The organism is Streptomyces sp. NPDC047072 (assembly GCF_040643855.1).
In the GTDB taxonomy this organism is placed as follows: Bacteria; Actinomycetota; Actinomycetes; order Streptomycetales; family Streptomycetaceae; genus Streptomyces.
In genome coordinates this window covers 126,702-147,030 of record NZ_JBEYVC010000004.1, presented here as the reverse complement: position 1 = coordinate 147,030, position 20,329 = coordinate 126,702, and the positions used below count along the sequence as shown (strand labels likewise).

At 71.3% G+C, this 20,329-nt stretch carries 18 protein-coding genes; 11 read left to right on the top strand and 7 right to left on the bottom strand.

All coding sequences use genetic code 11. From position 1 onward, the window contains the following. Positions 1-3: 3 nt before the first annotated feature. On the bottom strand, positions 4-936 hold the full coding sequence (locus tag ABZ896_RS03300) for a Ppx/GppA phosphatase family protein (protein WP_360921065.1): 933 nt from the start codon (positions 934-936) through the stop codon (positions 4-6). A gap of 125 nt (positions 937-1,061) precedes the next feature. On the opposite strand from ABZ896_RS03300, the gene ABZ896_RS03295 reads away from it, so the two are divergent. After that, entirely contained in the window at positions 1,062-1,856 is a 795-nt protein-coding gene (locus ABZ896_RS03295) for a hypothetical protein (RefSeq protein WP_360921062.1), read from the top strand. 198 nt (positions 1,857-2,054) lie between these two features. Here ABZ896_RS03295 and ABZ896_RS03290 read toward each other — a convergent pair whose 3' ends face one another. Continuing rightward, positions 2,055-3,734 (bottom strand): hypothetical protein, encoded by a 1,680-nt coding sequence (locus ABZ896_RS03290; RefSeq protein ID WP_360921060.1) that lies wholly within the window; start codon positions 3,732-3,734, stop codon positions 2,055-2,057. 207 nt (positions 3,735-3,941) lie between these two features. On the opposite strand from ABZ896_RS03290, the gene radA reads away from it, so the two are divergent. Then, positions 3,942-5,351, top strand: coding sequence for a DNA repair protein RadA (radA, locus tag ABZ896_RS03285; protein ID WP_360921057.1), 1,410 nt, complete (start codon positions 3,942-3,944; stop codon positions 5,349-5,351). A gap of 81 nt (positions 5,352-5,432) precedes the next feature. Next, positions 5,433-6,557: a DNA integrity scanning diadenylate cyclase DisA gene (gene disA, locus ABZ896_RS03280; protein ID WP_360921054.1), complete on the top strand. Its 1,125-nt coding sequence runs from the start codon at positions 5,433-5,435 to the stop codon at positions 6,555-6,557. Positions 6,558-6,589: 32 nt separating this feature from the next. On the opposite strand, the gene ABZ896_RS03275 is transcribed toward disA, so the two are convergent. Beyond that, complete coding sequence (locus tag ABZ896_RS03275; RefSeq protein ID WP_360921051.1) at positions 6,590-7,438, bottom strand: hypothetical protein; 849 nt, start codon at positions 7,436-7,438, stop codon at positions 6,590-6,592. 216 nt (positions 7,439-7,654) lie between these two features. Between ABZ896_RS03275 and ABZ896_RS03270 the strand changes: the two genes are divergently transcribed. From ABZ896_RS03270 to cseC, 5 genes are all read left to right on the top strand, one after another. Then, a complete protein-coding gene (locus tag ABZ896_RS03270) occupies positions 7,655-8,599 on the top strand; it encodes an A/G-specific adenine glycosylase (RefSeq protein WP_360921048.1) in 945 nt (314 codons plus the stop codon). Between the two features lie 222 nt (positions 8,600-8,821). Beyond that, entirely contained in the window at positions 8,822-9,364 is a 543-nt protein-coding gene (locus tag ABZ896_RS03265) for a SigE family RNA polymerase sigma factor (protein WP_360921045.1), read from the top strand. A 98-nt stretch (positions 9,365-9,462) separates the two neighbouring features. Then, positions 9,463-10,059, top strand: a complete 597-nt coding sequence (locus ABZ896_RS03260; RefSeq protein WP_360921101.1) for a hypothetical protein — start codon at positions 9,463-9,465, stop codon at positions 10,057-10,059. A 109-nt stretch (positions 10,060-10,168) separates the two neighbouring features. After that, positions 10,169-10,873 carry a two-component system response regulator CseB gene (cseB, locus tag ABZ896_RS03255; protein WP_360921042.1) on the top strand — a complete coding sequence of 235 codons (705 nt, stop codon included), beginning with the start codon at positions 10,169-10,171 and terminating at the stop codon, positions 10,871-10,873. Positions 10,874-10,974: 101 nt separating this feature from the next. Next, entirely contained in the window at positions 10,975-12,309 is a 1,335-nt protein-coding gene (cseC, locus tag ABZ896_RS03250; protein ID WP_360921098.1) for a two-component system sensor histidine kinase CseC, read from the top strand. An 83-nt stretch (positions 12,310-12,392) separates the two neighbouring features. On the opposite strand, the gene ABZ896_RS03245 is transcribed toward cseC, so the two are convergent. The 3 genes from ABZ896_RS03245 to ABZ896_RS03235 form a co-directional block, all read right to left on the bottom strand. Beyond that, a complete protein-coding gene (locus ABZ896_RS03245; RefSeq protein ID WP_360921039.1) occupies positions 12,393-12,827 on the bottom strand; it encodes a VOC family protein in 435 nt (144 codons plus the stop codon). Beyond that, positions 12,824-13,309: a helix-turn-helix transcriptional regulator gene (locus tag ABZ896_RS03240; RefSeq protein ID WP_360921036.1), complete on the bottom strand. Its 486-nt coding sequence runs from the start codon at positions 13,307-13,309 to the stop codon at positions 12,824-12,826. Before ABZ896_RS03240 ends, ABZ896_RS03245 begins: the two co-directional genes overlap by 4 nt. A 125-nt stretch (positions 13,310-13,434) precedes the next feature. After that, positions 13,435-15,000: an MDR family MFS transporter gene (locus ABZ896_RS03235; protein WP_360921033.1), complete on the bottom strand. Its 1,566-nt coding sequence runs from the start codon at positions 14,998-15,000 to the stop codon at positions 13,435-13,437. 143 nt (positions 15,001-15,143) lie between these two features. On the opposite strand from ABZ896_RS03235, the gene ABZ896_RS03230 reads away from it, so the two are divergent. Further along, positions 15,144-15,734 carry a TetR/AcrR family transcriptional regulator gene (locus ABZ896_RS03230; protein WP_360921030.1) on the top strand — a complete coding sequence of 197 codons (591 nt, stop codon included), beginning with the start codon at positions 15,144-15,146 and terminating at the stop codon, positions 15,732-15,734. On the opposite strand, the gene ABZ896_RS03225 is transcribed toward ABZ896_RS03230, so the two are convergent. Next, positions 15,731-16,276: a M23 family metallopeptidase gene (locus ABZ896_RS03225; protein WP_360921028.1), complete on the bottom strand. Its 546-nt coding sequence runs from the start codon at positions 16,274-16,276 to the stop codon at positions 15,731-15,733. The two genes, ABZ896_RS03230 and ABZ896_RS03225, sit on opposite strands and share 4 nt — an antisense overlap. Before the next feature lie 316 nt (positions 16,277-16,592). Between ABZ896_RS03225 and ABZ896_RS03220 the strand changes: the two genes are divergently transcribed. Both ABZ896_RS03220 and ABZ896_RS03215 read left to right on the top strand, forming a co-directional pair. Continuing rightward, entirely contained in the window at positions 16,593-17,216 is a 624-nt protein-coding gene (locus ABZ896_RS03220; RefSeq protein ID WP_360921026.1) for an HAD family acid phosphatase, read from the top strand. A gap of 47 nt (positions 17,217-17,263) precedes the next feature. Further along, positions 17,264-20,296: an NACHT domain-containing protein gene (locus ABZ896_RS03215; RefSeq protein WP_360921023.1), complete on the top strand. Its 3,033-nt coding sequence runs from the start codon at positions 17,264-17,266 to the stop codon at positions 20,294-20,296. The last annotated feature ends 33 nt before the right edge of the window (positions 20,297-20,329 follow it).

The window sequence follows — 20,329 nt, the reverse complement described above, 5'->3', positions numbered from 1 at the left end:
CGCCTACGCGGTCGCCATCTGGTCGAGGCTCCGCAGGATCACGCCCTCCCTGAGGGCCCACGGGCAGATCTCGGCGGTCTCCACGCCGAACAGGTCCATCGCGCCCTCGGCCACCAGCGCGCCGGCCAGGAGCTGGTTCGCCCTGCCCTCGGAGACGCCCGGGAGTTCCGCGCGCTGGTCGGTCGTCATACCGGCCAGCCGCGGGACCCATGCCTCCAGGGACTCGCGCTTGAGTTCGCGCTGGACGTAGAGGCCGTCGCCGGAGCGGGCCGCGCCGGCCAGGCGGGCCAGCTGCTTGAAGGTCTTCGACGTGGCGACCACGTGGTCGGGGGCCCCGAAGCGGCTGAACTCTCCGACCGTACGGGCGATCTGGGCGCGGACGTGCCGTCGTAGCGTCCGGATCGCCTCGGGGTCGGGCGGGTCGCCGGGCAGCCAGCCGGCCGTGAGGCGGCCCGCGCCGAGCGGGAGGGAGACCGCGGCGTCCGGCTCCTCGTCGATGCCGTAGGCGATCTCCAGGGAGCCGCCGCCGATGTCGAGGACCAGGAGCTTGCCCGCGGACCAGCCGAACCAGCGGCGGACCGCGAGGAAGGTCAGCCGGGCCTCCTCGGCGCCGGTGAGGACCTGGAGCTCGACGCCGGTCTCGGCCTGCACGCGCGCGAGGACGTCGTCGGCGTTGCTGGCCTCGCGGACCGCGGAGGTGGCGAACGGGAGGACGTCCTCGACGCCCTTGTCCTCGGCGGCCTGGAGCGCCTCCCGGATGACCGAGATCAGCTTCTCGACCCCCTCGGGGCCGATCGCCCCGGCCTCGTCGAGGAGTTGGGCAAGGCGCAGTTCCGCCTTGTGCGAGTGCGCGGGCAGCGGGCGCGCGCCCGGGTGTGCGTCCACCACCAGCAGATGCACCGTGTTCGATCCCACGTCGAGGACACCGAGTCTCATGTACGGAACGCTACTGCCAGCTGGGCGTTCGCCGGTCCTCGGAGGGGCTCCCGGCGACTTACCCTGGACGGGTGCCAAAGACGAAAAAGACGAAGGCCGACAAATCTTCCGGCGGTTCTTCGCAGGTGAAGCCACCGAAGCTGTCGAAGCAGGAGAAGGCAGCCCTGGCAGCGGACGAGAAGGGGCTCGACTTCGCTCGCGCATGGGTGGAATTCCCTGATCCGGCGGACGAAGAGCAGGTCTTCCGCTGCGATCTGACATGGCTGACCTCTCGCTGGAACTGCATCTTCGGCAGCGGCTGCCACGGCATCCAGGCGGGCCGCGCGGACGACGGCTGCTGCTCGCTGGGTGCCCACTTCTCCGACGAGGACGACGAGAAGCGGGTCGCCGGCCATGTGGCGAGGCTCACGCCGGACATCTGGCAGCACCACGCCGAGGGCACCCGGAACGGCTGGGTGTCCGAGGACGAGGACGGCGACCGGCAGACCCGGCCCTTCCAGGGGTCCTGCATCTTCCAGAACCGGCCCGGGTTCGCGGGCGGCGCGGGCTGCTCGCTGCACATCCTCGCCCTCAAGGAGGGCCGTGAGCCGCTGGAGACCAAGCCGGACGTCTGCTGGCAGCTCCCGGTGCGGCGGACCTACGACTGGATCGACCGGCCCGACGACACGCGCGTGCTCCAGGTGTCGATCGGCGAGTACGACCGGCGCGGCTGGGGCCCCGGCGGCCACGACCTGCACTGGTGGTGCACCTCGGCGACCTCGGCGCACGGCGCGGGCGACCCGGTGTACGTCTCCTACCGGCCCGAGCTGATCGAACTCATGGGCAAGGCCGGCTACGACCGCCTGGTCGAGCTGTGCGAGCAGCGTCTGGCGTCCCAGCTCCCACTGCTGGCACCGCATCCGGCGGACCCGGTCGACTAGGGCGTGTTGCGAAAGTCCCGTCGTCCGCCCGGAGGGCGGGCCGGGCGGTGTTCGGTGCGTGCTCTCGGCGTGCCGGGCGGAAGCCCTCGTACTGGTTGTATGTGGGCTTTCGTCCGGTGCGGCGAGAGGGCGTGCCGGGCGTCGCCTGGCAGGCGGGACTTTCGCAACACGCCCTAGCCGCATCGCGCGGGGTTACCGCTACGACGTGGACGGGCTCGGGTCGCCGCTGTCGGGGGGTGGCGGCGACGAGCTCGGTGGGTCGGTCGGGGTCGGGGTGCCGGAGTCCGGGGGCGGCGAGGAGGGGTCCTCGCTGGTCGGCCGGCTCGTGGGCGTGGGGCTCGGGTCCGGTCCCGGCGTGCTCGGCGGGTCGGTCGGTGCGGTGGGGCGGGGGCTCGGGTCGGTGGGCGCGGGGGCGGTGCCGTAGCCCTCGATGGTGACGACGGCGCCGGCCGGTGAGATCGCCACGCGCGCGCTCCAGGGGCCGGACGGCTCGCGCAGATGGTCGACGTACACCTTGATCGTCAACGTCTCGCCGGGTTCGAGGGTTCCCGAGGACTGGCTGAGGTAGAGCCAGGAGACGTTGGCGGTGGCGGACCAGCGGACCGGGGCGTCGCCGGTGGCGGTGAGGGTGACGAGGGTGGTGTCCCCGGCGTTGTCCGCCCCGACCCGCAGCTGTCCGGCGCCCTTCTTCCCGGCGCCGGAGACGCTGACGACCTCCACGGAGACGTCGGAGCGGCCCTCCTTGGCGAAGCGCTCGGCGGGCGTCGGGCCGGCGTTGCCCGCGTTCTGGTAGTCGCCCGTGGCCTCGCCGCCCAGGCTCCCGGGGCCGTGCGCCTGGCCCGCGGTGGCGGCGTGGCCGTCCGCGCCCTCGCCCGCTCCGCCCCGGTAGGCGGCCCACAGGGCGAGCACGGGCGCGGCGACGACGGTGGCGACGACGGTCGTGGTGACGGCACGCGCGCGCAGCCGGTCGCGGCGGGCGGCACGGTCCTTGGGGTCCATCGGGAAGCCGCGCCGGTCGAAGCGGGGCAGGGCGGCGCCACGCGCGCGTGGGTGGTGCGCGAGCGCCATGTGCAGGGCCGCGCGGGGGGCCTCCAGGACCGGCAGTTCGGCGGGGGTGATCATCGCGCCGGGCCAGCGGCCGGGGATCACGCGCTCGGCGCTGCGGCGGCACCGGGGGCAGTCGTCGACGTGCCGGACCAGCTCCTTGCGCAGGGCCGTGCCGAGCACGAACTGGTGGTCGCCGGTCAGGCGCGCCACGCCCGGGCAGTCGCCGGTCTCGACGACGGCGAGCGCCGCGCGGGTGCGCTCCACCTCGCAGGCGGCGGAGGCGAGCAGTTCGCGGGCGGCGGCGAGGTCCATGCCGAGGACGGCGGCGACCTCGTGGGCGGCGAGGTGGTGGCGGACGGCGAGTTCGAGCGCCTCGCGCTGCTCGGGGGTGGTGCCGGCGGCCTCCGGCCAGGCGAGCAGGGCGAGTTCGCGGCGGCGCTGCTCCTGGACCTCCTCGGACACCGGCGCGGCACTCTTCCCGGCGGCGCCCTGGCGGCCCGCCGCGTGGGTGGCCTGACGTTTCTGCTTGGCCTCGGCGAGCCCGCGCAGACAGGCCCAGCGGGTCAGCGCGTACAGCCAGGCCCGGCGGTCGCCGGCGGCGTCCGGGCCGCGGCGGCGCTCGGCGAGCGCGAGGACGTCGCCGAGGGCGGTGGTGGCCGCGTCGTGGTCGCACAGGACGGACAGACAGTAGGTGAACAGGCCGTCCAGGTACGGCTCGTAGCGCGCGGGCGGCCGCTGCGCGAGTGTGCGCGCGGCACCGCGGTCGCGCGCCTCCCGTTGCGCCCGGTGCGCGCCGGTGGTGCGGGTCGAGGTCTCCGGACTGCTGCTCATCCCGTGGACCGTAGGGGGCCGGAGTTGGCCCCTTCCTGAACCTTGAGCACTTTTAATCCATACGGGTGAAACGATCCCTCAATAGGGGACAGGAACCCTTGATTCCATGGCTCGTTCTTGACGGGTCGTGGCCGGTTCGCGGTGGGCGATCCGGAGCGCCGGGCGGGCGGCGGCCGTGTTGTCAGTGGCGGCGGTTACGGTTCGTGCATGGCTGCCCGTACGAAGACCGCCAAGGAGCGTCCGTCCTACCGCTGCACCGAGTGCGGCTGGCAGACGGCCAAGTGGCTCGGTCGCTGCCCCGAGTGCCAGGCCTGGGGGACGATCGAGGAGTACGGCGCGCCCGCGGTCCGTACGACGGCCCCGGGCCGCGTCACCACCTCCGCCGTGCCCATCGGCCAGGTCGACGGCCGCCAGGCCACCGCCCGCTCGACCGGCGTGCCGGAGCTGGACCGGGTGCTGGGCGGCGGCCTGGTGCCCGGCGCGGTGGTGCTGCTCGCGGGCGAGCCCGGCGTCGGCAAGTCCACGCTCCTGCTCGACGTGGCGGCCAAGTCGGCCAGCGACGAGCACCGCACCCTCTATGTGACCGGCGAGGAGTCCGCGAGCCAGGTCCGGCTGCGCGCCGACCGCATCGGCGCCCTCCACGACCACCTGTATCTGGCCGCCGAGACCGACCTGTCCGCGGTCCTCGGGCACCTGGACGCGGTGAAGCCGTCCCTGCTGATCATGGACTCGGTGCAGACGGTCGCCTCCCCCGAGATCGACGGCGCCCCCGGCGGCATGGCCCAGGTCCGCGAGGTGGCCGGCGCCCTCATCCGGGCGTCCAAGGAGCGCGGGATGTCCACCCTCCTGGTGGGTCATGTCACCAAGGACGGCGCGATCGCGGGCCCGCGCCTGCTTGAGCACCTGGTGGACGTGGTCCTGAACTTCGAGGGCGACCGGCACGCGCGCCTCAGGCTCGTGCGGGGCGTCAAGAACCGCTACGGCACCACCGACGAGGTCGGCTGCTTCGAGCTCCACGACGAGGGCATCACGGGCCTGGCCGACCCGAGCGGACTCTTCCTGACACGCCGTGACGAACCGGTCCCGGGCACCTGTCTCACCGTCACCCTGGAGGGCCGCCGCCCGCTGGTCACCGAGGTGCAGGCGCTCACCGTCGACTCGCAGATCCCCTCGCCCCGGCGCACCACATCGGGACTGGAGACCTCCCGGGTCTCGATGATGCTCGCCGTCCTGGAGCAGCGCGGCCGGATCAGCGCGCTCGGCAAGCGGGACATCTACTCCGCCACGGTCGGCGGCGTAAAGCTTTCGGAACCCGCCGCGGACCTCGCGATCGCCCTCGCCCTGGCGTCGGCAGCCAGCGACACCCCGTTGCCGAAGAACCTCGTCGCGATCGGCGAGGTGGGCCTCGCGGGCGAGGTCAGACGGGTCACGGGCGTGCAGCGCAGGCTCTCCGAGGCACACCGTCTGGGCTTCACCCACGCCCTCGTGCCGGGCGATCCCGGCAAGGTCCCGCCCGGTATGAAGGTCCTGGAAGTCGCGGACATAGGGGACGCTCTGAGGGTGCTTCCGCGCTCGCGTCGCAGAGAGGCCCCACGGGACGACGAGGACCGCCGGTAGACTTTGCCCTGGTCTCGCCCGTCCGTACGAACCGAGTGTGCGTCACGGGAGCGCCTAGGAACCTGCGACCGGAGGAGTGCAGTGGCAGCCAACGACCGGGCAGCAGCTCCCGGAAAGTCCGGTGGGAGTGCCGGTACCGATGGCCTGATGCGCGCCTCCCTGAGCGCCGTGGCGCCGGGCACGGCCCTGCGCGACGGCCTGGAGCGCATTCTCCGCGGCAACACCGGCGGTCTCATCGTGCTGGGCTCGGACAAGACCGTGGAGGCGATGTGCACGGGCGGTTTCGTCCTGGACGTCGAGTTCTCGGCCACGCGTCTGCGTGAGCTGTGCAAGCTCGACGGCGGCATCGTGGTCTCGTCCGACCTGTCGAAGATCCTCAGGGCCGGCGTCCAGCTGGTCCCGGACCCGACGATCCCCACGGAGGAGACGGGCACCCGGCACCGCACCGCGGACCGCGTCTCCAAGCAGGTCGGCTTCCCGGTGGTCTCCGTATCCCAGTCGATGCGTCTGATCGCCCTCTACGTCGACGGCCAGCGCCGTGTGCTGGAGGACTCCGCGGCGATCCTGTCCCGCGCGAACCAGGCCCTCGCGACCCTGGAGCGCTACAAGCTCCGCCTCGACGAGGTCGCGGGCACGCTCTCGGCCCTGGAGATCGAGGACCTGGTGACCGTACGGGACGTCTCGGCGGTGGCCCAGCGCCTGGAGATGGTCCGCCGGATCGCCACGGAGATCGCCGAGTACGTCGTCGAACTCGGCACCGACGGCCGCCTGCTGGCGCTCCAGCTCGACGAGCTGATCGCCGGTGTGGAGCCGGAGCGTGAGCTGGTCGTCCGGGACTACGTCCCCGAGCCCACCGCGAAGCGCTCCCGCACGGTGGACGAGGCGCTGTACGAACTGAACGTCCTCACCCACGCGGAACTCCTCGAACTCACCACCGTGGCCCGCGCCCTGGGCTACACCGGCTCCCCCGAGTCCCTCGACTCCGCGGTCTCCCCCCGCGGCTTCCGCCTCCTGGCCAAGGTCCCCCGCCTCCCCGGCGCGATCATCGACCGCCTGGTGGAACACTTCGGCGGCCTGCAGAAGCTCCTCGCGGCAAGCGTGGACGACCTGCAGACGGTGGACGGAGTGGGCGAGGCCCGCGCCAGGAGCGTACGAGAGGGCCTGTCGCGCTTGGCGGAGAGTTCGATCCTGGAGCGGTACGTATAGCCGGTCGTTCTCCCGGCTAGTCGTTTTCCCGGCTAGTCGTTCTCCAGCACGAACGAGGTCTGCGTGGTCGCGTACCCGGGTGCCTTCATCTCCACGAGGTACGTCCCCACCCCGGCCGACCCCGCCGGAGGCGTCGCGCACTGCGGAGCGCTCGGCTTGCGGTCCCACTTCACCGTGTAGGTGATCGCGCTCCCCGCCGGCACCCGGAAGACCAGGTTCCCGGCGGTCTTCGGGCAGTCGGCCGACGACCAGTAGTCGTCGTCCTCCCCGGCCTGCGTGATCGTCACCACCGCGTTCTTCGGCCCGAGGTCGACCTTGCAGGCGCTCCCGGAGGAGTTCGTGGCGGTGAGCAACAGCGTCGGGGTCTGCCCCGGCTCGTACGCGTTGTGCTGGCTCCGCACACTCAACTGCACTGCTCCGGCCGTGCAGTTGGCCAACGAGGTACCGGCGGGGACGGTGTCCCCGCTGCCGACGCCGCTGCCGGTGTCCCCGCCCGCGCTGCCCGATCCGTCCGCGGCACCGGATCCGCCCCCGGCCCCCGTGGAGGACCCCGCGTCGGAGCCCGACCCGGACGTGTCGCCCGTACCGGAGGAGTCGCCGGAACCCGACCCGCCGGCGTCCCCGCCGCCCGTCGACTCGTCGCGCCCGCCCGGGGCTTGGCTGATCGCGGGACCTGATCCGGAGGGCCCCGGGGTGATGGTGGAGGGCGTGGGATTCTTGTCGTTGGACCCGCCGGCGCCGTTGTCGCCGCCTCCGCCGCCGGAGCTGACGATCCACGCGATCAGCAGCGCCAACAGCGCGAGGACGGACACGAGTACGGCCCTCCGTCGCCAGTAGATGGAGGAGGGAAGCGGCCCGATCGGATTGCGCAGAGATCCCACGGCGCAAACTGTACGAGAGAACGGCGAGTTCGCTGGCCCCACCCGCCGCCCGCGCCACAACTTTTCAGGATCATCATCCCGGAACCGCCCGCCCCGCCAAGGCCGTTCGCCGGATGGGCACAGGGTGTGATCACCGGGCCCGGTGATTGACGTTCCGTGACAGCGGAGTTCAGGTCACCCGGCCGCCGCCTCCGGCATGGCAGGATCGGAAGAGCCATGACTGCTCCCACGAAGCCCCCGCACAGCAGCTCCGCCGACGCCGGTGACGTCCTCTCCGGCGCGCCCCGCGGAGCGGACCTGCACTCCCCCGTCATCGACTGGTTCGACGAGCACGCCCGGGATCTGCCGTGGCGCCGCCCGGAGGCCGGGCCGTGGGGGGTGATGGTCAGCGAGTTCATGCTCCAGCAGACGCCGGTCAACCGCGTCCTGCCGGTCTACGAGCAGTGGCTCGCCCGCTGGCCGCGCCCCGCCGACCTCGCGAAGGACGCCCCCGGCGAGGCCGTCCGCGCCTGGGGCCGGCTCGGCTACCCGCGCCGGGCGCTCCGGCTGCACGGCGCGGCGGTCGCCATAACGGAGCGGCACGGCGGGGACGTACCGACGGACCACGCGCAGCTGCTCGCCCTGCCCGGCATCGGGGAGTACACGGCGGCGGCCGTCGCCTCCTTCGCGTACGGACAGCGGCACGCCGTACTGGACACCAATGTGCGCCGGGTCTTCGCGCGGGCCGTGACCGGGGTGCAGTACCCGCCGAACGCCACCACGGCCGCGGAGCGCAGGCTCGCCCGTGCGCTGCTGCCCGAGGAGGAGGGCACGGCCGCGCGCTGGGCCGCCGCCTCCATGGAGCTGGGCGCGCTGGTGTGCACGGCGAAGAACGAGACCTGCCACCGCTGCCCGATCACCGCTCAGTGCGCCTGGCGGCTCGCGGGCAAGCCCGAGCACGACGGCCCCGCGCGGCGCGGACAGACGTACGCCGGGACCGACCGTCAGGTGCGCGGCAAGCTGCTCGCCGTCCTGCGCGAGGCCCACACGCCCGTCCCGCAGGCGGCCCTGGACCGGGTGTGGCACGAGCCGGTGCAGCGGGCGCGGGCGCTGGACGGGCTCGTGGCGGACGGGCTCGTGGAGCCGCTGCCGGGTGGTCTGTATCGGCTCCCGTTGACATGACGCACGCCTGACCCGCCCCTTAGATTCGCCCATAACGGCGCGAATCAGTGCGCCGGTATACCCGTTTCCTCCTTCCGTTACACAACCGACGGACAGCCGAGTGCCAGCCGCGCGCTGGCCCGCACAGCCCCGTGACAACACCTCCGTAGCTTCATCTGCGTACCCGGCGGAACCGGGCACGCAGACCACGAGGGACACACGGGGAAGCAGGAGGCGGTCTACATGGCGCAGGGCGAGGTGCTCGAGTTCGAGGAGTACGTCCGCACCCGGCAGGACGCGCTGCTGCGCAGCGCACGCCGACTGGTCCCGGACCCGGTGGACGCGCAGGACCTGCTCCAGACCGCGCTCGTACGGACGTACGGCCGCTGGGAGACCATCGAGGACAAGCGGCTCGCGGACGCCTACCTGCGCCGGGTGATGATCAACACCCGGACCGAGTGGTGGCGGGCGCGCAAGCTGGAGGAGGTGCCCACCGAGCAGCTCCCGGACGCGTGCGTGGACGACTCCACCGAGCAGCACGCGGACCGCGCCCTGCTGATGGACGTCATGAAGGTGCTCGCTCCCAAGCAGCGCAGCGTCGTCGTGCTGCGACACTGGGAGCAGATGTCCACGGAGGAGACGGCCGCCGCCCTCGGCATGTCGGCCGGAACGGTCAAGAGCACGCTGCACCGGGCGCTCGCCCGGCTCCGCGAGGAGCTGGAGGCCCGCGACCTGGACGCACGCGCGCTGGAGCGTGAGGAGCGGGAGCGTTGCACGGCGGCCTGACCGAACCCGGGCCCGTCCGGCCGGGGCCTCCGGCGCCCGAGCCGGGACGGCCGGGGCCCACCCCTGTCCGGGGGATCTTCCAGGCGGCGAGCACGGCGGTGGTCGTGCTGGCCGCCCTCGCCCTTTTCGTCTCCGCCTGCGCCACCGGTGGCACCGGCACCCGTGACGAGGGTCCCGCGCACGCCTCGGCGGTCGCGGGCGCCGCCTCGCCCGGCATGGCGCCGTCGGCGGTGGCCTCGCCGCGCCTGGACCGCACGACCGCCGTCAAGCTCCTCATGGCGGACCCGAGGGTCTCCGACACCGTCAAGCGCGCCCTCAAGCCCTGCGTCGCCGACCAGTACCCCGTCGACCTGTCCTACGGCGACCTGACCGGCGGGCAGGTCGACGACGTCGTCGTCAACGTCGTGACCTGTGCGGATGTGGTGGGCGTCGGATCGTACGTGTATCGCGAGGAGGACGGTTCGTACCAGAATGTCTTCCAGACCGAGGAGCCTCCGGTCTACGCCGAGATCGACCGCGGCGACCTGGTGGTGACCAAGCAGGTGTACGAGAAGGGCGATCCGGTGTCGAGCCCGTCCGGCGAGAACGTGATCACCTACCGCTGGACGTCCGGCAGGTTCGTCGCCGTCTACCGGACACACAGCGACTACAGCAATCTCGTCGGCACCGACCCCACGCCGGTGCCGGACAGCTGACTCGGCGTTGGACCGCGCTTATTGCGTACGTCGTACGCAGTGAACCGATCGGGCCGCTCGGAACGATCTCAGAGTAGGAACCAAGCGAACGAGAAGCGAGAGCACCCGGATGGCAGACCAGACCCACGTGCTGTTCGTCGAGGACGACGACGTCATCCGCGAGGCCACCCAGCTCGCCCTGGAGCGGGACGGCTTCGCGGTCACCGCCATGCCCGACGGCCTGTCGGGCCTGGAGGCGTTCCGGGCCCACCGCCCCGACATCGCCCTGCTGGACGTGATGGTCCCCGGCCTGGACGGCGTCAGCCTGTGCCGCCGCATCCGCGACGAGTCCACCGTCCCGGTGATCATGCTCTCCGCGCGCGCCGACTCCATCGACGTGGTGCTGGGCCTGGAGGCCGGCGCCGACGACTACGTGACCAAGCCCTTCGACGGCGCGGTGCTCGTGGCCCGGATCCGCGCCGTGCTGCGCCGCTTCGGGCACGCGGGCGGCGGGGACAAGGGCGAGGAGAACACGGCCCCGGCCACCGGAGGCATGCTGACCTTCGGCGAACTGGAGATCGACACCGAGGGCATGGAGGTGCGCAAGGCGGGGCAGACGGTGGCGCTCACCCCGACCGAGATGCGCCTGCTGCTGGAGTTCTCCTCCGCGCCCGGGACCGTCCTCTCCCGCGACAAGCTCCTGGAGCGGGTGTGGGACTACGGCTGGGGCGGTGACACCCGGGTCGTGGACGTCCATGTGCAGCGGCTGCGGACGAAGATCGGCCAGGACCGGATCGAGACGGTCCGCGGCTTCGGCTACAAGTTGAAGGCCTGAGCAGGGGGATCGACGGTATGCGGGGGATCCTCCGGAGCCCGGCGGCCGGGCGCGCCACCGACCGCGTGACCGGGCACGCCACCGACCGCGCGGCCAGGCGCATGACCGACCGCGTGGCCGGACGCATGACCGAGCGGCTTGCCGTGCGCACGGGGCTGCGCTGGAAGCTCAGCGCGGCCATCGCGTTCGTCGGCGCGCTGGTGGCGATCGCGCTGAGCCTGGTCGTGCACAACGCCGCCCGGGTCTCGATGCTGGACAACGCCCGCGACCTCGCGGACGAGCGGGTCCAGATCGCCCAGCGCAACTTCGAGCTGACCGGGCGGCCCAACTTCCCCGACATCATGATCGACGACCGTGATCTGCCGCCCGCGCTGCGCGAGAAGGTCGAGGAGGGGCGCCGGGCCACCTTCGTCTCCGACCGCCGGCACGACGGGCCGGACATCTGGGCGGCGGTCCCGGTCAAGGGCGGGCATGTGCTGTCCCTGCACACCGGGTTCACCGACCGCAGCACCGACATCATCAGCGACCTCGACCAGGCCCTGATCATCGGCTCCATCGCGGTGGTCCTCGGCGGCAGCGCGCTCGGTGTGCTGATCGGCGGGCAGCTGTCGCGCCGGCTGCGCAAGGCGGCGGCCGCGGCGCACCAGGTCGCCAAGGGCGAGACGGACGTGCGGGTGCGGGACGCGATCGGCGGAGTCGTCCGAGACGAGACCGACGACCTCGCGAGCGCGGTGGACGCCATGGCGGACGCGCTCCAGCAGCGGCTGGAGGCGGAGCGGCGGGTCACGGCCGACATCGCGCACGAACTGCGCACCCCGGTGACGGGCCTGCTGACGGCGGCGGAGCTGCTGCCGCCCGGCCGGCCGACCGAGCTGGTCCTGGACCGTGCGAAGGCGATGCGCACGCTGGTCGAGGACGTCCTGGAGGTGGCCCGTCTCGACGGCGCCTCCGAGCGGGCCGAGCTCCAGGACATCCTGCTCGGCGAGTTCGTCACCCGTCGGGTCGCGGTGAAGGACCCCGACATCGAGGTGCGGGTGGTGCACGAGTCGGAGGTCACGACCGACCCGCGCCGACTGGAGCGCGTGCTGTTCAACCTCCTCGCCAACGCCGCGCGGCACGGCAAGCCGCCGATCCAGGTCACCGTCGAGGGCCGGGTGATCCGCGTCCGCGACCACGGCCCCGGGTTCCCCGAGGCCCTCCTCGCCGACGGGCCGAGCCGCTTCCGCACCGGCAGCCCCGACCGCGCGGGCCACGGCCACGGCCTCGGCCTCACGATCGCCGCGGGCCAGGCCCGAGTCCTCGGCGCCCGCCTCACCTTCCGCAACGTCCGCCCGGCGGGAGCGCCGGAGGAGATACCGGCGGAGGGAGCGGTGGCGGTCCTGTGGCTACCGGAACACGCGCCTACGAGCACGGGGAGCTATCCGCTGCTGCCGTAGCCCTGCGGGGCTTGGCCGTGGGGGTGGGTGAGGGGGGCGGCGGTGAGGTCCTGACCACTCAGGTGGGTGTGGTGGGCGGCATGTCACGCCCAGCCCTTCGAGAAGTCCAGTTCCTCGCTGCGCTGGGTCAGGGAGTACCAGTTGCCGTTGTCGTCGCGGAAGATCGCCTCGATGCCGTACGGCCGCTCCTGGGGTTCCTGGATGAACTCCACCCCGCGTGCCCGGAACGTCTCGTAGTCGCCCCGGCAGTCGTCGGTCCGGAACGCCCCCGCGCCCATGACCCCCTTGCCGACGAGCTTCTTCAGCGCCTCGGAGGACTCGGGGTCCAGCCCCGGCCCGTCCAGGCGCATCAGGGCGAGCTCGACGCCCTCCTGCCCCTTCGCCCCCACGGTGACCCACTTCATGTCACCCATGGAGACCTCGCTGCGCACCTCGAAGCCCAGCTTCTCGGTGAAGAAGGCCTTCGTGCGCTGCTGGTCGAAGGTCCACACGGTGGTGATGCCCAGCCCAAGGATCATGGCTCTGTTCCCTCCGGTCCGCTTCCGGTGTCCTGTTCCTCACCGTAGGCAGCGGGAGTCCCGGGGCGCTTCTCCGAAGTTGCGGAACGTGCGGCGGGGAAGCCGCCGGCCCACAGCATCGCGTAGCACCCGGGGATGAGGGCGGCCCCGCGCCCCACGTGCTTGGTCCGGTACTCGCTCGGCGTGAGCCCGGTCCGCGTCTTGAACCGCGCGGAGAACGTCCCGAGGCTGCTGAAGCCGACCAGGTGGCAGATCTCGGTCACGCTCAGATCGGCGCTGCGCAGCATCTCCTCGGCCCGCTCGATACGGCGGTGCGTGAGGTACTGGCCGGGTGTCTCGCCGTACGCCGCGCGGAAGGCCCGTAGGAAGTGATAGCGCGAGTAGCCCGCGTGTGCCGCCACCGCCTCCAGGTCCAGCGCCGGGTCGGCCCAGTCGCGGTCCATGGCGTCCTTGGCCAGCCTGAGCTGCCGCACCTTGTCCATACGCCGATGGTGACACCCGGCACCGACATCGCGCCGTCGCGCGCGGCGGACGGACGGACAGGCGAAGGCCCCCGGGGCGGACACCATCCGGGGGCCTTCGGTTCAGGAGGTCGGACGTCGGCGGATCAGACCTCGACCAGCGGAGCCGGTGCCGTGTCCTCGGCCGACTTCTGCGGACCCGCCCCCTTCAGCGGGACCTCCTTGACGAACACCGCCGCCACCAGCGCGACCACGGCCACGATCGAGCCGAGCAGGAACGCGGAGTGCGTGCCCGCGGAGACCGCGTACTGGTAGGCCTCGCGTGCCGCCGCCGGCAGCTTCGCCAGGCTCGCCGCGTCCAGCTGCGCCGACTGCTCGGTCACCTTGGAGCCGAGCGCCCCGGCCCGCTCGGTCATGACGTGCTGGACCCGGTTGTTGAACAGGGCGCCCATGATGGCGACGCCGAAGGAGGAGCCGAGGGTCCGGAAGAGGGTGGTGGACGAGGACGCGACGCCCATGTCCTTCATCTCCACGCTGTTCTGCGCGACCAGCATGGTGATCTGCATCAGGCAGCCCATGCCGAGACCGACGACCGCCATGAACACCCCGGACATGAACCGCGAGGTCCCGGTGTCCATCGTGGACAGCAGGTAGAGGCCCACGACCATCAGGACGCTGCCGACGACCGGGAAGACCTTGTACTTGCCGGTGTTGGTGGTCACCCGCCCGGCGACCATCGAGGTCACGAGCATCGCGCCGAGCATCGGCAGGAGCAGCAGACCGGAGTTGGTCGCGGAGGCGCCCTGCACGGACTGCTGGTACAGCGGCAGGAAGAGCGTCGCGCCGAACATCACGAAGCCGGTGATGAAGCCGATGAGGGACATCAGCGTGAAGTTGCGGCTGCGGAAGATGTGCAGCGGCACGATCGGCTCGGCCGCCCTGGTCTGCCAGAACACGAACCCGATGAGCGAGGCGACACCGATGCCGATCAGTTCCATGATCCGCGCGGACGACCAGGCGTACTCCGTACCGCCCCAGGTGGTGACGAGGACGATGGAGGTGATGCCGACGGTCAGCAGGACCACGCCGAGGTAGTCGATGCCCGCCTTGGCCCGCTTCTTCGGCAGGTGCAGTACGGCACTGATCAGGCCGAGCGCGACCACGCCGAGCGGCAGGTTGATGTAGAAGGACCAGCGCCAGCCCCAGTTGTCGGTGATGGTGCCGCCGACCAGCGGGCCGCCGATCATCGCCAGCGCCATGACGCCGGCCATCATGCCCTGGTACTTGCCGCGCTCCCGGGGCGGGATCAGGTCGCCGATGATCGCCATGACACCGACCATCAGACCGCCGGCGCCGAGGCCCTGGATCGCCCGGAAGCCGATGAGCTGGCCCATGTCCTGGGCCATGCCGCTGAGCGCGGACCCGATCAGGAAGATCACGATCGAGGTCATGAAGGTGGCCTTGCGGCCGTACATGTCGCCGAGCTTGCCCCAGATCGGGGTGGCCGCCGCCGTCGCCAGCGTGTAGGCCGTCACCACCCAGGACAGGTGCTCCAGGCCGCCGAGCTCGCCCACGATCGTCGGCATCGCGGTGCCCACGATCATGTTGTCGAGCATCGCCAGCATCATGGTGATCATCAGCGCGAGCAGGACGACCCGCACGCTGCGCTGTGGCTTGTCCGGTTTCGTCTCGACCGTCTGTGTGTCCGCCATCGTTCCCACTCCCCTGAAGGTGCTGCGGTACTTCCCCCGCCGGGGCACTTACTTGCCGCCCGGCTAGTTGTCTACACTGGGGAAGGTAGACGCGTAACTAGCCGGGCGTCAAGTAAGTTTTATGGAAAGCCGAGGAACACCAGATGGGCGGCACCATGGACGGCACGAAGCAACAGCGCCGCGGCAACACGCGCCAGCGCATCCAGGACGTGGCCCTCGAACTCTTCGCCGAGCAGGGCTACGAGAAGACGTCACTGCGCGAGATCGCGGAGCGCCTGGACGTCACGAAGGCGGCCCTGTACTACCACTTCAAGACCAAGGAAGAGATCCTCGTCAGCATCTTCGACGACCTGACGCAGCCGATCCTCGACCTGACCGACTGGGGCCGCGGCCAGCCGCACACACTGGAGACCAAGCTGGAGATCGTACGGCGCTACAACGGCATCCTGGCCGGCGCGGCACCGCTGTTCCGCTTCATGCAGGAGAACCAGGCGGCCGTACGGGAACTGCGGGTCGGCGAGACCTTCAAGGAGCGCATGCAGGGCCTGCGCGAGATCATCATCGACCCGGAGGCGGACCTGACCGACCAGGTCCGCTGCGTCAGCGCGATCTTCACCCTGCACGCCGGCATGTTCCTCCTCCAGGACCTCGCGGGCGACCCGGAGGCCAAGCGCGAGGCGGTCCTGGAGGTGGCGACGGACCTGGTCACCCAGGCCCACAAGGGGACCCCCTAGACGGTCACGCCCTTGGCGCGCAGGAAGGCGACCGGGTCGACGGCCGAGCCGTAGTTCGCGGTCGTACGGATCTCGAAGTGCAGGTGCGGGCCGCTGGAGTTGCCGGTGTTGCCGGAGAGGCCTATGCGCTGACCGGTCTTGACGACCTGGCCGACCTTCACGTCGACGCGCGAAAGGTGGGCGTACTGCGAGTAGGTCCGGCTGCCGTGCTTGATCACGATGGCATTGCCGTACGCGGCCCCGTCCCCGGCGCCGTTGCCGCCCGCCTTGACGACGGTCCCGCCGTGCGCGGCGACGACCTTCGTCCCGCTCGGCACCGCGAAGTCCTGCCCACTGTGGGTGGACTGCCACATGCCGCCGGACTGCGCGTAGCTCGCGCTGAGCGTGTACTTCTTCACCGGGTCGACCCAGGAGGGCGTGGCGGCCGAGGCGGTCCCGGCGGCGCCCAGCACCACGGTGGCGCCCAGGGCTGCGGCCGCGACGGCGACGCGGGTACGGATCGAGGACGTACGGGAGGAGCGGCGGAAGACACGCGGGGACATCGGAACCTCATGGGGATGGCGATCGGGTGGGCACCCCTTGGTACCCCCAAGGACCTTCAGCCCCAAAACAAGCCTTCTACGACACTTATTAGTAAGAGTCCCCTTAAGTCACTTTTCGGCTAGGTAAACAGCGCACTATTCCACTTAGTAAGTGACAAAGCCCCTGTGGGGCATGTCACCGACTTTCCCGGTCATGTGACGTACGTCTCTGGCCACTTACCACCCAGTAACCCTACGGTTCCCCTCGCGCCACCCTCGCCGACAAACATGCACGCGACAACTTCAGCGTGCTCGGACGTGAGAGGACCCCCACCCCATGACGAACAGACGCCGCCCCTGGGCGCGCCGCTTCGCCGTCACCGCCGTCTCCGCCACCGCCCTCGTCGCCCTGGCCGTCCCCGCGGAGGCCGCCACCACGACCACGAGCACCGTCACCGCGGCGGCCGCCGTCGACTACGCCACCTGGCAGTCGGACTGCCAGGCCGTGATGGACCAGGCGCTCCCCTATCTGAAGCAGCGCATCGCCGCCGTCAAGTCCGGTGAGAAGCAGGCGATCGTCTTCGACATCGACAACACCACGCTGGAGACCGACTTCGGCTTCAGCTACCCCTCACCGGCCAACAAGCCCGTCCTGAACGTCGCGAAGTACGCCCAGGAACACGGCGTCGCCCTCTTCTTCGTGACGGCCCGCCCCGACATCATCGCCTCGTTCACCGACTACAACCTCACGTACGTCGGCTACCAGGTCAGCGGCCTCTACGTCCGCAACTTCATCGACCTGTTCAAGGACGTCGCCGCCTACAAGACCGCCCAGCGCGTCGACATCGAGAACAAGGGCTACACGATCATCGCGAACATCGGCAACAGCACCACCGACCTCTCCGGCGGCCACGCCGAGAAGACGTACAAACTCCCGGACTACGACGGCCAGTTGTCGTAGCCGACGGTTAGGGTCTGTCCGTCACGGTGCGTATACGGGGGTGGCGGATGGAACCGGCGGTACTGGGAAGCAAGTTGGCCTCGGGGCTGGTCGGCCAGTTGGTGAAGCGGCTGTTCGTGGCGGACGGCCCCGGCGCCGGGCTGGTCGACAAGCCCGTCCGCCTGAAGGCCCTGGTGTCCTTCCGGGGCGAGAAGCGGACCCTGGACGAGAAGGACGTACGAAAGCTCGCGGAGCACCTGGTCCGGCAGGCCGTCGACTCCCCCGGCGAGCCGCCCTTCCGAAAAGCCGAACAGACCGCCGTGGCCGAGGCGTTGACCCGCCGCCTGCTCGCCCTCGGCGACCTGGAGATGGACGACGTCCAGGCGGTGAGCCTGGGCCACCGGGAACTGTCCCGACGCCTGCACCAGGCCGATCACCTCTCCGGCCTCGGCCTCTCCACCGACGCCTCCCACTTCCTCGACTCCGCGACCGAGTGGGCCTGCCTCCACATCCTGGAGTTCTTCACCCGCCGCTCCACCTTTGTGGCCCGCACGATGGTCGAACAGACCCGCGCGCAGACCGAACTCATCGCCAGGGTCGATGAGTTGCTGTCCAGAACCCCCCGCCCCGGCGCGACGGACCGCGCCTTCGAACGCCGTTACCTCCCCTACGTCGCCGACCGCCACAACCACATCACCATCTACGGCATCGACCTGCGCGACTCCCCGGACCGCTGGCCGCTCGAAGTGGCGTACCTCAGCCTGGAGGCGACGACCGAGGAGCGGGGTCTGCTGCCGGAGGAACCGGGGGGTGCGGTGACCGTCCAACTCCCGGCGGAGGAAGCCCTCCTGACCCACGACCGCGTCCTGCTGCGCGGCGACGCGGGCTCCGGCAAGACGACGCTGGTGCAGTGGCTGGCGGTGACGGCCGCACGGGACGGCGGCGGGATCCCGTACGTCCTCCCCTTGCGTACGCTGATCCGCGCGGGCGCGCTCCCGCCGCCGGAGGAGTTCTTGAAGGCGGTGGGCTGCCCGCTGGGTCCGCCGGAGGGCTGGACGGAACGCGTCCTGACGGCCGGCCGCGGCCTGGTCCTCGTCGACGGCCTCGACGAGATCCCCACCGCGGACCGCCACCGCACCCGCGACTGGCTCCGCTCCCTCATCCAGGCCTACCCGGGCAACCGCTGGCTCCTGACCTCCCGCCCCACAGCCGTCCGCCCCGACTGGCTGACCGGCGAGGGCTTCGGCGAGCTGACCCTGGCCCCGATGCGCCGCCCGGACGTGGCGACCTTCGTCCACCGCTGGCACACGGCGGCCCGGGCCCCCGAGTTCGAGGCCCCCCTCCTGGACTCCCTCCGCACCAAACGCGACCTGGCCCGCCTCGCCACCAACCCCCTGATGTGCGGCCTGATCTGCGCCCTGCACCGAGAGCGGCGGGGCTATCTCCCCACCGGCCGCAAGGAGTTGTACGACGCGGCCCTGACGATGCTGCTGACCCGCCGGGACCGGGAGCGGGGCGTCGAGGAGGAACTGGGCGAGGAGGCCCAACTGGAACTGCTGCAACGCCTCGCGTACGCACTGGTGTTGAGCGGCAGGACGGAGATGGACACCGAGACAGCGGAGGGCATCGTGGAGCGCTGTCTGCCCTCGATCGCGGTCTCGCGGCCCGCCGAGGACGTCCTGCGCTCCCTCCTCCTGCGCAGCGGCCTGCTCCGCCAACCTGCCAACGGTGCCCTGGACTTCGTCCACCGCACCTTCCAGGACTACCTGGGCGCCCGGTACGCGGTGGAGGAGGGACACCTGGACGTCCTCGCCGGCCACGCGGACGACACGCAGTGGGAGGACGTGATCCGGATGGCCGTGGCACACGCCCGCCCCCGAGAACGGGCTTTGCTGCTACGGCGGTTGCTGGACCGGGGCACCGCTCGCCTGACCTTGTTGGCGCTGGCGTGTCTGGAACATGCGGCGGCCGTGGATCCAGGGGTCCGGGCGGAGGTGGAGCGCAGGGCCGGAGCGCTGATCCCACCCCGGTCGGCACAGGAGGCAAAGGCGCTCGCGGAAGCCGGACCCCTGGTGCTGGAGCTGCTGCCCGGACCGGAGGGCCTGACGGACGAGGAGGCGTTGGGGGTCACGATCACCGCCTCGACACTCGGCTCGGAGGAACCGACGGGCGCCCTCGGCGTGCTGCGCCGTTTCCGCTCGCACCCGGACCTGGCCGTGCGGCGGCAACTCGTCGGCACATGGGGCCGTTTCGACACCGAGGAGTACGCGACAGAGGTGCTGGACCACCTGGACCGCGCGAATCTCTTCCTCACCTGCGAGTCCTGGGACCAGCGGGAAGCCCAGGCGGGAATGGCCCCCTGGCGTGGCCTGGCCCTCCGAGGCCCTCACCGGGCAGAGGAGATCGCGGCCAGTGCGCCGGTGCCCGAAGCGGTGATCCTCATCAGTCTGCGGGACAATCCCCTGCCCATCGACCTGGGCGCCCTGTCGTCGTTCCGGTCGCTGAGCGGCCTGTGGCTGGAGACCTGCCCGGCCGCGTACGGCCTGGATCGGCTGGCGGGACTGTCCCTCGTCGATCTCACCTGCGCTGGGATCGCGGACTCCACCGGTCTCGGCTCGCTCCGCTCACTGTTGCGTCTTTCTCTGGATCAGGAGCTGCCGGGCGAGAGCCTCACAGATGTCCTGCCCGTCGGCGCCGCGCTGGAGTTCCTCTTCCTGGGCCAGCTGTCCACCCTCCACACCGGCCTGCGCGGACTGGAGCACTGGGCCAGTCTCACAGAACTCAGCCTGGGCCCCCTGGCCTGTCCCCCCTCGGCCAGGGACTGGCGGTCCGTCGCCGCGCTGCCCTTGCTGACCGACCTCCACATCAACAGGAAGCTCGTCAACGACTTTCCGGACTCCATCGAGGACATGCCCGAGCTGCCGGGCATCGAACTCCTCCAGGTCACCTCGCTGCACGGCGCCGAGGACCTCTCCCTGCTGGCCTCCAGGCTCCCCGGCCTGCGCCGGGTGACGCTGCAGACGTACCCGGGCATCGACTTTCCCGCCGACCGCTACGCAGACCTCTTCCCGAACGCCACCCTCGACGTGGTCCGCCGCTGAACAGCGAAAGGGGCCGGCACCCGAAGGCACCGG

Bases quoted from the DNA above. Each gene is read 5' to 3' on its own strand.
- ABZ896_RS03225 (WP_360921028.1), bottom strand. From the start codon at position 16,276: ATGTCCCCGCGTGTCTTCCGCCGCTCCTCCCGTACGTCCTCGATCCGT.
- ABZ896_RS03235 (WP_360921033.1), bottom strand. From the start codon at position 15,000: ATGGCGGACACACAGACGGTCGAGACGAAACCGGACAAGCCACAGCGC.
- cseC (WP_360921098.1), top strand. From the start codon at position 10,975: ATGACCGACCGCGTGGCCGGACGCATGACCGAGCGGCTTGCCGTGCGC.
- ABZ896_RS03245 (WP_360921039.1), bottom strand. From the start codon at position 12,827: ATGATCCTTGGGCTGGGCATCACCACCGTGTGGACCTTCGACCAGCAG.
- ABZ896_RS03215 (WP_360921023.1), top strand. From the start codon at position 17,264: ATGGAACCGGCGGTACTGGGAAGCAAGTTGGCCTCGGGGCTGGTCGGC.
- ABZ896_RS03240 (WP_360921036.1), bottom strand. From the start codon at position 13,309: ATGGACAAGGTGCGGCAGCTCAGGCTGGCCAAGGACGCCATGGACCGC.
- ABZ896_RS03220 (WP_360921026.1), top strand. From the start codon at position 16,593: ATGACGAACAGACGCCGCCCCTGGGCGCGCCGCTTCGCCGTCACCGCC.
- ABZ896_RS03265 (WP_360921045.1), top strand. From the start codon at position 8,822: ATGGCGCAGGGCGAGGTGCTCGAGTTCGAGGAGTACGTCCGCACCCGG.
- ABZ896_RS03290 (WP_360921060.1), bottom strand. From the start codon at position 3,734: ATGAGCAGCAGTCCGGAGACCTCGACCCGCACCACCGGCGCGCACCGG.
- ABZ896_RS03300 (WP_360921065.1), bottom strand. From the start codon at position 936: ATGAGACTCGGTGTCCTCGACGTGGGATCGAACACGGTGCATCTGCTG.
- radA (WP_360921057.1), top strand. From the start codon at position 3,942: ATGGCTGCCCGTACGAAGACCGCCAAGGAGCGTCCGTCCTACCGCTGC.
- ABZ896_RS03230 (WP_360921030.1), top strand. From the start codon at position 15,144: ATGGGCGGCACCATGGACGGCACGAAGCAACAGCGCCGCGGCAACACG.
- ABZ896_RS03270 (WP_360921048.1), top strand. From the start codon at position 7,655: ATGACTGCTCCCACGAAGCCCCCGCACAGCAGCTCCGCCGACGCCGGT.
- cseB (WP_360921042.1), top strand. From the start codon at position 10,169: ATGGCAGACCAGACCCACGTGCTGTTCGTCGAGGACGACGACGTCATC.